We start from the raw sequence: 15,406 nt of genomic DNA on the forward strand, positions 1-15,406 counted from the left end.
AAATCTTGTAGGATGGAGCAGAAATACAATGGGAAAGCATCCATATGTTAAGGCAACCGGTATTTCTTTACTGATACATATAGTGCTGTTGGCCTGCCTTCCAATCGTGATCAAACCATTTACCCCGGTTGCGGCTGTTGCTCCTATTGCAGTTGAATTTATACCGGCAACGGTGGCAGATACCGGTGATACCTTGCAGCAATTCAGTGCGGCCGCTGCGGTGCCAAAAGAGCAGCGAGAGGAAACAAAACAAGTGATACGGGAACGGGAAAAGAAGCAACCGCCCGCCAAAACGCTGCCTGACCGGCAGCCGCCGGCGCAGATCAGTGAGACAACAGGCGCGGGCGCTGTGGTTTCCTGGCCTGAGGGCGACGGCAGCGAAGCCGTTGTGGGTGATAACGAGGGCAAGCAGGATGACAATCACAATCAGCCTGTAAGCAGGACCCAGGCCAGTCTCGTTTCCGGCTCCCGTCCTGCCTATCCGCGCGACGCCTGGAAGGCAGGCTGGGAGGGCGTGGTGGTTGTGCGTGTACTGGTCGGCGCCGACGGTTCCGTTTTAAGCACCTCAATTCGTCACGGCAGCGGCTATGTCTCGCTGGATACGGCGGCTGCGCAGGCGGTAGAAAAATGGCGGTTTTCGCCCGCGCGCAGAGGCGAGGCCCCGGTGGAAAGTTTTTACGATGTGAAGGTAAGATTCAGGCTTGCCGACGGCAAATAAACCGGCGGCAAGCACCCAGAGAGGATGAAAAAGAATGTTGGCAATATTGATCATGGGCGGCTGGGTTATGGTCCCGCTGGGGCTTTGCTCTATTGTGGCCGGGTCCGTTATCATTGAGAGACTTTTATATTTTAGAAAAATCGGCGCAGCCAAGCAGGCGGAAGAGGTGGTTGGACTCGCCGGCAAGGGGAAGCTGGATGACGCCAAGCTGCTGGTCAAAGGCGGGAACGTCCCGCTGCTGAGAGTGTTGGCGGCAGGGCTGGAGAACCGCCTGACGGCAGCGAACGCTATGGCGGCGGCGGCAATTATTGAAATTGCCAAAATGAAACGGGGCTTGCCGGTGCTGGACACAATTATCACCCTGTCGCCGTTGCTGGGATTGCTGGGTACGATTATCGGCATGATTAGCTCATTCCAGGTAATGGCAATTGGCGGCATGGGCCAGCCCCATGCTGTAACCGGCGGGGTGGCGGAGGCGCTCATTGCCACAGCGACCGGAATTAGCATTGCCATCGTAAGTTTAATTCCTTACAATTATTTTTTGTCCAAGGTTGAGGCAGAGACTGAGGTTATTGAGTACCAGGCAACTAAGCTGGAGGTAGCGCTGGAGAAATTGCCAGGCGGGAGTGAGCAATATGAAGATAGCAAGAAATTCGCCTAAAAAAGCCCGGATTGAAATTATTCCGATGATTGATACCATGTTTTTTTTGCTGGTTTTTTTTATGATTGCCACATTATCAATGACTGCGCAAAGCGGCCTGCCGGTCAATCTTCCTCAGGCCAGCGGCATGAAAGCGGATACCCAGCAGGTATTCACTATTACCCTGACTAAAGAAAACCGGCTTTTTTATGAACAAGACCCGGTCGCCTCACCGGCAGACGCCGCACTGCGCCTCACGCAGCAAAATAAAGGCCGGCCGGTATCTGTCGTTATTAATGCCGACCGCAGTGTGGAGCATGGGCGTGTCATTGAGTTGATGGCTGTTATCCGTCAAGCGGGTATCACCAAAATAGCCGTTGCAGTTACCCCCTCTAAATAAGAGCATGGCAAAGGTGGACAAATTATGTTGAATTTTTTCCGGCAGGCATGGAAGATTTCCCGGGGGTTCTGGCAGTCGGAGGAGAAATGGTCTGCCCGCCTCTTGGCGGCATCTGTTATTGCTCTGCAAATGCTGAACGTATATGTGATGGTCAAATATAATGTCTGGCAAAATCAATTTTACAGCACGATTCAGGAGCTGGACAGCGCGAAGTTTTTTCAGCTTTTTCTTTATTGGCCGGTATTTACACTCATTTTTCTGGTCGTTGATGTAAACAAACTTTATTTGCAGCAAATGCTGGAGGTCAGGTGGCGAACCTGGCTGACCAATCATTATCTGCAGGCATGGCTGAGCAAGCGTACGTATTATCTGCTGCAAATTTTAGATTATGATACGGATAATCCTGATCAGCGGATCAGCGAAGACGTGCGCCTGTTTGTCTCTTATGTGCTGGAATTATCGTTTGGCTTATTCAGATCCACCCTTACCCTGGCTTCCTTTATTGTTGTTTTGTGGAATTTGTCCGGAATCATCGATTTGACTGTCGGTCCGTATGTGCTCAGCATCCATGGCTATATGGTCTGGGTAGCGATTATTTATGCCGTAGCCGGTTCATGGCTGACAGCAGTCGTTGGCAATTCGCTGATCAAGCTGAATTTTGTTCAGCAGCGCTATGAGGCTGATTTCCGTTTTAGTTTAATCCGGTTGCGGGAAAATGGTGAGGGCATAGCTTTTTACAACGGCGAGCAGCGGGAGCAGGCCAATTTTTCCAACCGCTTTCAGTTGATTATTGAAAATTTTCAAGCCCTCATGTCTGGCCAGAGAAGACTTTCTTATGTGACTTTATTACACTGGCGGCTCTCTTTTTTACTTCCTTATCTCATCTCCGCGCCACGCATCTTCGAGGGGAAAATGCAATTGGGCGGCCTGTTTCAGACGGCCACGGCTTTTACACAGGTGGAACAGTCTTTGTCCTTTTTTATCGATAAGTTTTATTCCATGAATGAAGCCTCGCTGGCGCAGCTGCAGGCGGTGCTGAAGCGACTGAGCAGCTTTGCGGAGCATATAGACAATCTACACGCAACGGCAAGCGGCAATTCCATTGCGATTACTGCTGCCCCCGGCGGGCTGCTGGGTGTGGCTTGCTTGGATATTAAGCTGCCCACCGGCGAATTATTGTTAAAAAACCTGGAACTGCAGGTACAACCGGGGGACAGGCTGCTGATTACGGGCGCATCCGGGAGCGGAAAGAGCACTTTGATGAAAACGCTGGCCGGCATCTGGCCCTTCGGTCAAGGCAATATCCATATTCCGGCCGGGGAAAGCATGCTGTTTTTGCCGCAAAAGCCTTATTTGCCGTTGGGTACCCTGCGTGAAATACTTGCTTATCCAGCAGCGGCGGATTTGTTTGCAGAGGAAAAGCTCTGTGAAATTATGATAATGTGTAAACTGGGGGAATTTATTGATTGTCTTAATGAGGACGGTAATTGGTCCCAAATTCTTTCGCTGGGCGAACAGCAGCGTATCGCCTTTGCCAGGGCGATCCTGCAGCGTCCGCAATGGCTGTTTTTGGACGAGGCTACATCCGCCCTGGATGAAGAGACCGAAATGGCGATGCACCGCTTATTGCATGAACAACTGCCCGGAGCGACAATTATCAGCGTGGGGCACCGCAGTACACTTATGGAATATCACCACAGAACCCTGAATATTACAGAAGCCGGCAGTTGGAAGCTTTCTGCCTGATGTTTAGAACGAGGGCAACAGAGAGGACAACGGGGCCGTTTCCTTTGTCACTCCTTCTTGCTTGTCCCCTGATTTTAATAAATCAATTTTTTTAAAAATACTTGCATTTCTCTCTGCTATAGGTAATAACCCATCTTTGACAGTTGGGAGATAAAAATAGTCTGAAACGCCTTGTATATAAGGCGTTTCAGACTATTTTAAGAAGCAAAAAAATGCGTACCTTTTATTGTTTTTTTGTAGACTTAAAAATTTTTTTCATTTGCTTTGTACCTACAATCTCATAATCGGTACGGAAGCCAAAAGTCTCATGTAGAGCATCGGTAAAATCGGTTCTGGTATAAGTGGGAACATACCCTTCTCCAGGAACGCAATAAAAATTCATGGTCCGTAGCTGGCTAATGATTTCGGTGCTTGTAAAATTTTCTTTTACCCTTTTTTCCAGATATCTGTAGATTGTTAGTGCTAAAAAACAGGTTGTAAAATGTGCTTTAATCCGGTCATCCCGGCTAAGATATACCGGTCTTGCCCTGAAATCGGATTTTAACAGGCGAAAACATTCTTCTATTTCCCAACGCTTGTGATTGATCTTAGTAATAGCAGGAGCATCCTCTTCGAGATTTGTGCAGACGGCATAGAAGCCATCATAAGCTTCTTCGTTTGCGATGATTTCCTGATCGATAGTGTAGAATTCATTTTTGGCAATTTCACCTTCAGTTGTCACATTTGTCCTTGAGATAAAACGCTTACAATCAGTCTGGCGGTGTTTTTTTAATGAGGAAGGATTTGATTCAAGCAGTTTACAGGCGCGTTCTATCTGCCGGCTTCGGATACATCGCTGGTAGTTTTGGTATTTGAAAGAGAAAGTAACGATGAGCTTCTGCTCTAAACCGTCTTCTTTTATCCAGCGCTCCTTGTAGAAGGTGGCGTTCTGATAGTTTTCTTTGGCCTCTTCGGACTGAGCTATTTGGGAAATATCAAACGCTCCCCTTACCTGAGGCAGAGACCAGCCCTCTGTAGCTAAAGCCCACTGCTTGAGATGTTTTTTCAGCTTTCTCACAGACTGAGTGGTAATAAAGGCACGGTCTTTCTTGTCATTGAATTTGCGATTATCGATGGAAGAGAGTCCGGCATCCGTACAAACAATAAATTTAGCCAGAGAGAAATCCGTAAGAATCTTTTTTTCTAACGGCTGTAGGGTAAGTTGTTCATTAGTGTTGCCGCTGTGAATGCAAAAAGCAAGGGGAATGCCATCCCCATCCATAAACAGTCCCATTTCCACAATCGGATTGGGCCTGTTTTCTTTGGAAGGGCCATACTGTTTATCGCCACTTTCCTGCTCAATTTCAAAAAAATAGTTGGTACAGTCGTAGTAAAGAATTGTATCATTGCGTTTTGAGACAGCCAGGCTATTTTTGTAAAGCTCAGCTTGAATAAAATCGGATTCTTTGGCAATGACTTCAAGAGCACGGTAAACATGCTGGATTTCAAAATCAGGCTGTTCCAGAAGCGTCTTGGAAAGCTGGCAGGTATTGAGCTTAGAGGCAGGAAATAGAATTCTGCCATAAACCAGCCTTGAGAGAATCGAATCAAGGGGAAACGAAAATTTATAGCGTTCAGAAATAGAGCGGCAAATATGATGAAGGTTTAAGTCATGGTACAACTGTTGGAGAAAAAGATAGCCACCATTGAAGGATACCTGGTCCCCTTTAGGGATAAGCTTGGACTGGGATCGCTTTATAAAGATATGTCCAGCTGCTTCTTTTTCCTTTTTAGTTAATTTATCAATATACGCTTTTGCCCACACATAAGGATCCTGCCCATTGAGCTTTTCCCGGAGTTCTTTTTCCGTGCCAAGCTTTTCAACGGTAATGGTCTTTTCTTTTTTATCAACATAAACTGTTTTTGTGACATAAAGGGAGGCGGAATTTTTGGAACGTGATACTTTCAATCGCATAAGCAGACCCCCAAACTACTTATATTATACCACATCACGCTATATCACGCAATATATAAGTGGGGATTTTGACAAAAAAATAAGCCTAAATCAAGGCTTCCAGCGTTTTTGGTATTATTCAACTGTCAAAAACCCGAGGACAACGGGGCCGTTTCCTTTGTCACTCCTTCTTGCTTGTCCCCTGATTTTAATAAATCAATTTTTTTAAAAATACTTGCATTTCTCTCTGCTATAGGTAATAATAAAAGAAAATTTATATACTGATGTGCTGATTAGCCAAAAAGACTGAAGGCCTGAAAGATATTTCTTATGAAAAATATTCTTTCGGCTTTTTTTATACCCGGGCATACCGAAAACAGCCCCTGATATGTGCGTTAAAATATTGTCCTGCTGACCCACCTGAATCTACCTGATTAACAAAGTTTTTATAAACAATGCTTGGTACATCAAAATACCGGTAAACAGTACCGCTTTTAAACTCAATTTCGAGTATCTGAGTTTCTAAATGATAACGAAATCTCGCAACTGTTGTTGAGCTCGCAATGATCCAACTCATGACAGCTACTCCTTTTTTACTTCCGACCTCTCATCCAACCGAATAGACGGATGGCATTGTAGTCTTCCCGGTTACTCACTGTGCCATACCGCCTCATCTGCCGTAAGCCGTATACGCACAGGAAAACCGGGCCTATTTGGCGACAGCTGTTCTCTATAAAAAGACGCAAAGGCTAGCTGCCTTTGCGTCTTTAAAATCAATTCCGTATTAGATAGTCAAATGCGCCCAAGGCCGCATTCGCGCCAGACCCCATAGCAATAATAATCTGCTTATAAGGAGTGTTCGTGCAGTCACCCGCGGCAAATACCCCCGGCACATTGGTCGCGCCATGGCTGTCTACAATAATCTCGCCAAAGCGGTTGCATTCTATTGTATCCCGCAGCCAATCGGTATTCGGAATAAGCCCGATCAGGATAAATACCCCCTGTAGTTCCAGGTGATAGCTTTCTCCGGTACTGCGGTCCGTGTAGGAAAGGCCATCGACCTTTTCCCTGCCGGTGATTTCTTTTGTTTGCACATTTTTTACAACCGTCACATTCGGTAAACTGTACAAACGCTGCTGCAGGACAACATCCGCTTTCAGGTCCGGCATAAATTCGAGCACAGTCACATGCTCCACAATGCCGGCCAAATCAATCGCCGCCTCTACCCCGGAGTTGCCGCCGCCGATAACGGCCACCCGTTTTCCTTTAAACAATGGGCCATCACAATGAGGGCAGTAGGCCACCCCTTTATTCTTAAACTCAGTTTCTCCCGGTACGCCAATACTGCGCCAGCGGGCTCCTGTAGCAAGAATAACCGCTTTACTTTTTACGACAGCGCCAGTTTCCAGTTCAATTTCCACCAGTTCTTTCTTCGTCAAACGCCGGCCGCGCTGCCGCTTCATTACATCAACCTGATATTCTTTCACATGTTCCTCGAGATTAGCCGCCAGCTTAAGACCTTCGGTATATTTTATACTGATAAAGTTTTCAATGCCCAGGGTATCCTTAACCTGACCGCCGAACTGTTCGGCGACAATCCCGGTGCGAATTCCTTTCCTGGCCGCGTAAATAACCGCGCTGGCTCCGGCCGGGCCGCCGCCCACAACCAGAATATCAAAGGGCTCTTTTTCTGCCAATTCGGACACAGCAGAACCATCGCTGAGTTTGGCGAGTATTTCCTCGATCTCCATACGGCCGCTGCCAAAAAATTCACCATTAAGATAGACCGCAGGCACCGCCATAACATTTTTCGCCTGCACTTCCTCCTGAAAAACAGCACCATCCACCATGGTATGCGTAATGTCCGGATTAAGAACACTCATAAGGTTCAGAGCCTGGACAACCTCCGGGCAATTATGGCAGGTCAGGCTGATATAAGATTCAAAATGATACTTGCCTGTAAGCCCTTGAATCTGATCGATTATCTTTTGCTCCACCTTCGGCGCTCTGCCGCTGACCTGCAGCAAGGCCAGCACCAAAGAGGTAAACTCATGTCCCAGCGGAATACCGGCAAATGTTATGCCGTTGTCTTCTCCCGGGCGATTGATACTGAAACTGGGCGTTCTTGGCAGCTCTGTTTTCTCGACTGTGATCAGGGGCGACATAGAGGCTATCTCATCCACCAGGGCAATCAGGTCGCTGGATACATCATCGCTGCCTGCACTCACTTTAATTAGCACATTCGCTTCCAGCAACTGAAGATATTGAGCTAATTGTTCTTTTATATCCTGGTCTAACAACATTGCAGCCACCTATTAAATCTTTCCGACAAGATCCAGGCTTGGTTTAAGCGTTCTGGTTCCTTCCTGCCATTTAGCAGGGCAAACTTCGTTAGGATTTTTCCTGACATACTGGGCTGCTTTAATCTTGTTAAGCAAGGTGCTGGCGTCACGGCCGATGCCGCCGGCATTGATTTCGACCGCCTGCACGATGCCGTCAGGGTCAATGATGAATGTCCCGCGGTCAGCAAGGCCCTGCTCTTCAATCAGCACTTCAAAGTTTCTGGCCAGGGTATGCGAAGGATCGCCAATCATTATGTAGGTTATTTTTTGGATCGTTTCCGAACTGTCATGCCAGGCTTTGTGGGTAAAATGAGTATCTGTGGAAACAGAATATACTTCCACATTCAGCTCTCTTAAAGCAGCATACTGATTTTGCAAATCCTCAAGCTCTGTCGGGCATACGAACGTAAAATCCGCCGGATAGAAGCATACTATACTCCATTTACCCTTTAAATCCGCTTCCGTAACTTCGATAAACTTGCCATTGTGATAAGCCTGCGCTTTAAACGGTTTTACTTCAGTTCCAATTAATGACATAATCATCTACCTCCAAATGTAATTTTACTTTATAAATTATTGTTTAGCTAACCGTCAAACAATAATTATTATTTCTTGATTTATATTATCACATATGTTTATTAAACGTCAATAGGTTTATGAAAATTTTGTAAGTGAAAATCATACAGCAGAAAAATCAGGAATCCTCCATCATCAAGGCCTGAGCAATTCCGTCACCTGTTCGCAATCGGGCAGAGAGCGATTATCAGATAAACACTGCAAAACCTCCTGCAGCCAGTGCCGGCGCAAATTTGTGCCTATAAAAACGCAGCTTGCTCTGGCCGCCGGTTCGCTGTCCATACCGGTAATAGCGTACGTTCGGCTCACAACATCAAAACGCAACACCGCGCCGCCGCATGGCAGGAAGCCTTTAGCCCGCACAATTCTGCCAAATACGCCAAATACGACTGCTTCTAAAAACGCAATCAAGTGGGTCGGAGAAGCCAAAGAGATCTCTGTTAAAGCAACAGATTCCAACTCCATAATATCCGTGCTTTCCGCTTGGCAAACCTGCGTGGGATCCAGAAAGTCCGCTAATAAGGAGCTCCACCAGGCTTTGGGCTGGCTGGCATAAGGGGAAAGTATCAGCTCGGTGTTTATATTCCGGCTGCGGATTTCCTGCGCTAACCGCTGCCGGTCCCGGGAATCGGCCTGTTCCATTTTAGTGACCACAATCCTGGCCGCCGCCGCCAGTTGATCTGTATAAATTTCACTGTAATTTTGCAGACACTCATCAAAGGTATTGCCGTCTAACAGGGTAATCGGTTTGAGCAAAACAATTCTTTCATATTGAATTTTTTTAATGTTGGCAAGGATATTGCTCAGCTTCGCTACTCCGGTCGGCTCCACAACCAGAAATTCAGGGTCGAGAGCATTGGCGATGGTGAGGACGGCGGTGGCAAAATCCTGTTTCATAGTGCAGCAGACGCAGCCTTCCGTCAGCTCATAGATATTTAGAGTAGTGGCTGAGCGCAGCAGGGCCGTATCAATGTTTTCCTGTCCGTAATCGTTTTCCAATACAACAAAGCTATGGTTTGTTTTTTCGGCCAGCATTTTAATGAATGTTGTTTTTCCTGCTCCTAAAAATCCCGCAACAATTAGTATTTTCATGTAAAGTTCCCTTTTCCTGTTTACTATACGCCTCATGCCTGCCAGCAATAAAAACAGAACAGTCAGCACCTGGAGGAATTCCAAAGTACCGACTGTTATTTTTGCAGGGTTCAGTCTGTCAGTTTAACTACAGGTTTAATCAAATCCGCCGGTTTGTCCCTCATCAGGAAAAGGGCCTCCTCCAAATGGTTCCAGCCCGCAAAGACATGGCTGGAAAGCAGTGAAACATCCAGCCGGCCGGCGGCTACCAGCGCGCCCAGTTTCTCCATACGCAGACGTCCGCCGGGCATCAGCCCGCCGTTGATCTGCTTATGCCCCATGCCGACACCCCATTCTACGCGGGGAATATTGACATAGCTGCCGGAACCGAGATAATTGACATTGCCGATTTTGCCGCCGGGCTTCAAGCTCTTTATCGCGGCATCAAAGGTATCGACGCCGCCGCCCGCAATCACGATCTTATCAACGCCTTTACCGTTTGTCAGCGCCAGAACCTGTTCTTCAATAGTTCCGTCTTTGTAGCTGATAAACCTGGTTGCTCCGTATTCTTTAGCCGCCGCAATACAATTGGGGCGGGTGCCGACCGCAATAATTTCGGCCGCGCCGCGCAGAGCGGCAGCCGCCACAGACATCAGTCCGACCGGACCAATGCCAATTACCAGCACAATGTCGCCGAACTGGACGTCCGCCAGTTCGACGCCGTGGAAGCCCGTAGGCACCATATCGGATAACATGCAGGCATCGACGACGTTAATCTTGGCCGGCAGCTGCGCCAGATTGCCGTCGGCATCGTTCACATGGAAATACTCAGCAAAAACGCCGTCCTTAAAGTTAGAGAATTTCCATCCTGCCAGCATGCCGCCGGAATGCATCGAATAACCGGCCTGAGCCTCCAGGGAGTTCCAGTCAGGTGTGATTGCGGGCACCAAAACCCTGTCGCCGGGTTTAAAATCACGTACCAGCGAGCCGACTGCCGTAACTTCAGCGCAGCACTCATGGCCTAAAATCATGTTATGCCTTTCGCCAAGTGCACCTTCCCACAGCGTATGTATATCGGAAGTACATATGGCAACCGCCAATGGTTTGCAGATCGCATCCAGGGGGCCGCATTGAGGAGCATCTTTCTCAATCCAGCCAGATTCACCGATTTTTAACATCGCATAGCCTTTCATGATTACTTCCTCCTAAAAATAGTTTTTATTGCTAAATTCACTATTCTAAATTTAATTTATATTATATCAATAATGATAATTGTTATCAATATGATTTTTTAAAACGCGGGCAAGGGATTTCTGTTTCAAGCTTTCCAAACCGTGTTGGCGATAGTCCCGTTTATTTTAGCGGGGACTGCCAACTTGTCCTTTTTTTTCACTTTTTTAAAAAATATCAGTCTTAATAACTGCATGATCCAGTAAATATTGGATTGCCTTATTTGCTTTTAAATCAAACAAAACTTTCTCAACTAGCGGACCAAGGTTCTTTTGCGCATTTTTCGTATCCATGCCGATACTCGCAGCAAAGGTTTTAATACCAGTATTTAATTCTTCAGCACTCACCGCAAAATCTTTTGCCTCAACAAGCTTCTCTAAAATGCAAATTGACTTGGTAATAATTTTAGCATCTTCCCATATTTTCTGTTTGAGGTTATCCGCAGTGCTGTTAACCATTTGCAGATATAAATCAATACTGCCGCCTTGTGCTTGCAATTGGTTTGAAAGCTCCGCCAACATTGCCTGGGCTCGCGGCCTAATAACCAAATCAGAAACAGTAAACGGAGATTTCGCCAATAACGCGTTAATAACAGCTTGTTTTTTAGCATTTTCAGCCTGTTGGGAGGCCATTGCCAGCAATTTATTTTTACTGTCTAACCGTAATTCCGCCAGACTATTCAAATTTGCTATTTCCTGAGCGAATTGATCGTTCAGTTCTCTCAGTTGAATGTTTTCCACTTTGTTTACGGTCACTTTGAATGTGGCGTTTTTGCCAGCTATTTGAACAATCGCGTGTTCTCGGGGGAAGCTGATTTCAACGTTCAATTTGTCGCCTTTCCTGGCCCCTACCAATTTTTCTGCAAAACCAGGGAAAAAGTTGCCGGAGCCAAGGGTTAATTTAAAATCTTTCTCCTTTTCGCTCATGGCGGTGCCTTGTACTGAGTATTCATAATCAATCGTTACGGTGTCCCCCATAGCTACCGCTTCATTCGCTTTATCGACTATTCTTTTATTGCGGAAACACAAGTTTTGCAGATACATATCAATGGCCTTTGCCGTTACTTCAGCAGCCTTTGGTACTTTGACCTCCAAGCCTTCCAGTTTTCCAAGGGCAATTTCAGGCTTAACCGGTACGCGGACTTTAACACTAACAGGTTTTCCTTTTTCTATATAACCGACTTCAATATCAGGTTCACCGGCAATGTTTAGGGCAAAATGCTTAATTGCCGCATAATATTCATTAGGAACAACAAACGCAAGCGCATCAGCCAAAAAGATTTCCGCTCCAAACTTTGATTCTAAAATCGTTCGGGGCGCCGCCCCGTTCCTAAAGCCAGGAATGTTATATTTAACAACATTTTTTTTGTATGACTTTTCAAGGCCTGCTTCCATTGTCGCTGCTGCAATTACGAGTTTCAAATGGGCTTCGCCGTACTCTACCTTTTCTAAAGTTGTATTCATGTATTATTCCTCCTTTAAAAATAGATTCCTATGATGTAAGCAATTATGGGGACATCATTTAGATATTGGCAAGCCCTTCATAGGACACCTAGCTGTGTCCTATGAAGGGCCGGGGTCTTAAGAAAAGCTTGTTTTAAAGTCCTTAATCTTAATAGAAGAACTCAATTTTAGATATATACGATTTGCCAAGGTCGCTTACGCCGCCAGTAAGCTTGCTATCCTTAATTTTGAGGTCTTGCATTCCAATCGTCCAGGTTACATTTTTAGCTATCGTGCTAGCCAGGGCTATAGATATACCTTTGATATTGTCAGTGCCTTTAATATAGGTTGGATACGTTGTCGTCCTTGTTGTAGCACTTACAGCTTGGCCGTCAAAGCCGCCAATACCGTACGGAACGGCGCCGGCCTCAACGCTGCGGTACGAAATCGACCAGCCAAAGTCGTTGACTTTCCTATAGTCTGTTAAAGGTTTGGCCTCAAAATAGGCCGGCGGCATTTTGGTGGCGTTCGTAAGTTCTACCGCCCAGCCCTTAGGACTATCGGCCAGGTGCGCTCCATTAACACCGTTAAGCTTAGTGGCAACATAGTCACTTATAAGCAGCAGTTTGTCACCCAGCTTGACATCAAAGCCTACAGCCCAGCCTTGCGAGCTTTTAAAACTATCACCGGTAGTGATATTCATAGAGCCGGCTACGGTGTTGCCGCTGGTGCCGGCAATATCAGACCAGTAATAACCGCTGGTTAGATTAAGCCTGTTGCTGGCTTGAAAAGTAAGTTGTGCTGCTGTAACGGTTTCAGCATCTCCGGCAGCGCTGTCTTTGAAAGCGTTTGCTGCAGTGCCATTACCAACGACATTATTAACTGAGCCGGTGAACCGGGTAGTACCGATGGTTTTGTCCAAACGTACGCCGTCAACACCAATCGCTTTGCCAAACAGGCCATGTGTAAAGGAATCATAGAAATAACGGCCCAAACGTATACGATCAAAGCCCAGCGTATCTTTGGCGGTCACTGCAGCGATATCGAGGGTCACTGCATTGCCGTCGGCAGCACCGTAATTACCCATTTTGCTAGTGGCATTCAACCGGGCTGTTATGGATATGTTCTCATTAATATTGCCATTAATCTTAATGCGTTGCCGAAACTCAAATCTATCAGAACCTTTAAGTTTTTCCATACCGGGGGCATTGGCTTCATTGCCCATAAAACGCAGCCGCGTTTCTCCGCTTATCCAAGTATTCGTTTTCGTTTCTACTTTCACTACCCTAACGCCCAGCTTGTTAAGTTCGCTGGCAAATTCAGCCGACAGCTTATCAATTACCTGCTGGTCGGCGTCGTTAGCTGCCTCATATTTGTCAATTGCTTTCGCCACAATAACAGCCATTTCGTAACGGGTAATCGTTTTGTCCCCTTTATAGTGACTGTCGTCGTAGCCTGTAACAATCCCGGCGTGGGCCAGTTTCGTTACGGCAGCATAGGCCCAGTGGTTGGGCGGAACATCATTAAAGGACTGGGCCAGCGCTGCTTGAGCGGTGCCGGGGGTCAAGGTAGTTCCGCTCAGGGTAATGGCCATAAGTGCCGCTGGTATGATGGCTAGCCATTTTTTTATTTGTTTCTGGTTTGTCATAAATAGCTCTCCCCTATTCCTACTATTTAACTTCTAGTTTTCTCCCGGTGAGTTTGCTCTTTTCCTCAATTCGAATTTTTGGACTTTGCCTGTTGCCGTACGGGGAAGCGCAGTTAAGAATTCGTAATAATCAGGAATTTTAAAATCAGCAATTCGCTCCGCCAACCACGCTTTTATTGATTCTGCGGTCATAGCTCCCTGCACTTTGGGAACTATAAACGCTTTTAGTCTCTCGCCAAGCAGCTTGTCAGGAACGCCGATAACAGCAACCTCAGCGATTAGTTGATTGGCTTCTAATACGTTCTCTATCTCCCGGGGATAGATATTCTCCCCACCACGAACAACCATATCTCCCTTACGGTCTGTCACAAATAGATAGCCTTCATTATCAAAATAGCCTACATCGCCAGTGTGTAAAAAGCCACCCGTCATAGCCCTTGCATATTCTTCAGGCTTATTTAGGTACCCTGACATTACATTGTCGCCTTTTATACAGATTTCACCAATTTGGTTATTGGGCAGTATATTACCATGGTCGTCTATTATCTCAATTTGCTGTTCAGGATAAGACATGCCGCACGATCCTTCCTTATAGCGGCCCAGGGGCGGCTCAACACAGCAGCCTCCACCGCCCTCGGTGAGGCCATAGCCCACCAAGAGATCAATATTATACAGTTCTTTAAGCCGTTTGCGCGTTTCAAGCGAAAGGGGACCGGCACCAGTATTGGCGTACTTAATCTTTACTTTGGATAAATCAACACCTTTTACATCAATCCGATTGAGAATATAGTCCAGCATGGTAGGAACAGCCATAATAATTGTTACCCCATATTTAATAACGGTTGGCCAGAAATCGTTAACAGAAAATTGGCGGATACAGAGAGCTTGCCCAGCATAGCTCATAGGGTAGGTAAACACACATAATGGGCAACAGTGATACATCGGCAGAATAAGCAGCATAACGTCATTGCCGGTTACGATTCCGCTTCTGTTTTGATCCCGGCATAACGACAGTCCGGCCTTATTGGCAAGTAATACGCCCTTAGGTCTTCCGGTCGTACCAGATGAATACAATAACAAAAATATATCCTCAGGCTTTTGCTTAACCAAGCACTCATCGGTCGAAAACTTATTTAAAATACCGACAAGAGTATCCTGTGCTATTGTTGGCTCATACTTATTTCCAGTCACTGCCTCGACGATAATTGGCTTAGTTCCAGCTTCCTTTACTCCTTTAAAAAATTCCGTCATGTAATCACTGCCAACAAAAGCTGCCTTTGGTTTTGCATCATCCAAAATATAAGAAATTTCCGGGCCTCTGAGCATGGTGGGGATACACATTGCAATTGCGCCGAGCTTATGAGCCCCCCACATGGCATAGTATATTGCGGGAGAATTCGCTATCATAACAGCGATGATATCTCCTTTTTTTACCCCCTGTTCTTGGAGATAGTTCGCAACCCTATTGGCCTGATCATTGGTATCTTTGTAAGTTAATGTCTGGTCGTAGTAATATACATGCGGAGCATTTGGAGTTTCATTTGCGCGTACAGTAAGCATTTGGGCAATACTCTCAAATTCCAGTTGCCGTCCTTTAAGATAAGGCTGTTGCTCTAATGGAATAAATGGTATTTTAGGTCGAATATTCATGATTTAGCCT

The 15,406-nt window shown here is 46.3% G+C and carries 13 protein-coding genes; 4 read left to right on the forward strand and 9 right to left on the reverse strand.

Annotated features, from left to right (window positions below; all coding sequences use genetic code 11):
- Positions 1-28: 28 nt before the first annotated feature.
- Genes SPTER_RS20320 through SPTER_RS20335 form a run of 4 tightly spaced genes read left to right on the forward strand, consistent with a single transcriptional unit; the run spans position 29 to position 3,504 of the window.
- On the forward strand, positions 29-718 hold the full coding sequence (locus SPTER_RS20320) for an energy transducer TonB (RefSeq protein WP_144352066.1): 690 nt from the start codon (positions 29-31) through the stop codon (positions 716-718).
- Positions 719-752: 34 nt separating this feature from the next.
- Positions 753-1,379 carry a MotA/TolQ/ExbB proton channel family protein gene (locus tag SPTER_RS20325; protein WP_144352067.1) on the forward strand — a complete coding sequence of 209 codons (627 nt, stop codon included), beginning with the start codon at positions 753-755 and terminating at the stop codon, positions 1,377-1,379.
- Complete coding sequence (locus SPTER_RS20330) at positions 1,354-1,758, forward strand: ExbD/TolR family protein (protein ID WP_144352068.1); 405 nt, start codon at positions 1,354-1,356, stop codon at positions 1,756-1,758. The genes SPTER_RS20325 and SPTER_RS20330 overlap by 26 nt, the downstream gene beginning before the upstream one ends.
- 24 nt (positions 1,759-1,782) lie before the next feature.
- Complete coding sequence (locus SPTER_RS20335; protein ID WP_144352069.1) at positions 1,783-3,504, forward strand: ABC transporter ATP-binding protein/permease; 1,722 nt, start codon at positions 1,783-1,785, stop codon at positions 3,502-3,504.
- A gap of 223 nt (positions 3,505-3,727) precedes the next feature.
- Here the strand turns inward: SPTER_RS20335 and SPTER_RS20340 are convergent, their stop codons facing one another.
- From SPTER_RS20340 to SPTER_RS20380, 9 genes are all read right to left on the reverse strand, one after another.
- Positions 3,728-5,458: an IS1634 family transposase gene (locus tag SPTER_RS20340; RefSeq protein ID WP_144350283.1), complete on the reverse strand. Its 1,731-nt coding sequence runs from the start codon at positions 5,456-5,458 to the stop codon at positions 3,728-3,730.
- Between the two features lie 334 nt (positions 5,459-5,792).
- Positions 5,793-6,014: a KTSC domain-containing protein gene (locus tag SPTER_RS20345; RefSeq protein ID WP_144352070.1), complete on the reverse strand. Its 222-nt coding sequence runs from the start codon at positions 6,012-6,014 to the stop codon at positions 5,793-5,795.
- A gap of 196 nt (positions 6,015-6,210) precedes the next feature.
- The gene (gene ahpF, locus SPTER_RS20350) at positions 6,211-7,740 is read right to left on the reverse strand and encodes an alkyl hydroperoxide reductase subunit F (RefSeq protein WP_144352071.1); all 1,530 of its coding nucleotides are present in this window, start codon (positions 7,738-7,740) and stop codon (positions 6,211-6,213) included.
- 12 nt (positions 7,741-7,752) lie between these two features.
- Complete coding sequence (gene ahpC / locus SPTER_RS20355; protein ID WP_144352072.1) at positions 7,753-8,316, reverse strand: alkyl hydroperoxide reductase subunit C; 564 nt, start codon at positions 8,314-8,316, stop codon at positions 7,753-7,755.
- Between the two features lie 174 nt (positions 8,317-8,490).
- Entirely contained in the window at positions 8,491-9,447 is a 957-nt protein-coding gene (locus tag SPTER_RS20360) for a CobW family GTP-binding protein (protein ID WP_170233348.1), read from the reverse strand.
- A 110-nt stretch (positions 9,448-9,557) separates the two neighbouring features.
- Entirely contained in the window at positions 9,558-10,619 is a 1,062-nt protein-coding gene (locus SPTER_RS20365) for an NAD(P)-dependent alcohol dehydrogenase (protein ID WP_144352074.1), read from the reverse strand.
- A 204-nt stretch (positions 10,620-10,823) separates the two neighbouring features.
- Positions 10,824-12,119 carry a trigger factor gene (tig, locus tag SPTER_RS20370; RefSeq protein ID WP_144352075.1) on the reverse strand — a complete coding sequence of 432 codons (1,296 nt, stop codon included), beginning with the start codon at positions 12,117-12,119 and terminating at the stop codon, positions 10,824-10,826.
- A 148-nt stretch (positions 12,120-12,267) separates the two neighbouring features.
- Positions 12,268-13,746: an S-layer homology domain-containing protein gene (locus SPTER_RS20375; protein WP_144352076.1), complete on the reverse strand. Its 1,479-nt coding sequence runs from the start codon at positions 13,744-13,746 to the stop codon at positions 12,268-12,270.
- Positions 13,747-13,779: 33 nt separating this feature from the next.
- The gene (locus SPTER_RS20380) at positions 13,780-15,396 is read right to left on the reverse strand and encodes a class I adenylate-forming enzyme family protein (RefSeq protein WP_211367348.1); all 1,617 of its coding nucleotides are present in this window, start codon (positions 15,394-15,396) and stop codon (positions 13,780-13,782) included.
- Positions 15,397-15,406 lie beyond the last annotated feature (10 nt).

It is taken from the genome of Sporomusa termitida (genome assembly GCF_007641255.1).
Classification (GTDB): domain Bacteria; phylum Bacillota; class Negativicutes; order Sporomusales; family Sporomusaceae; genus Sporomusa; species Sporomusa termitida.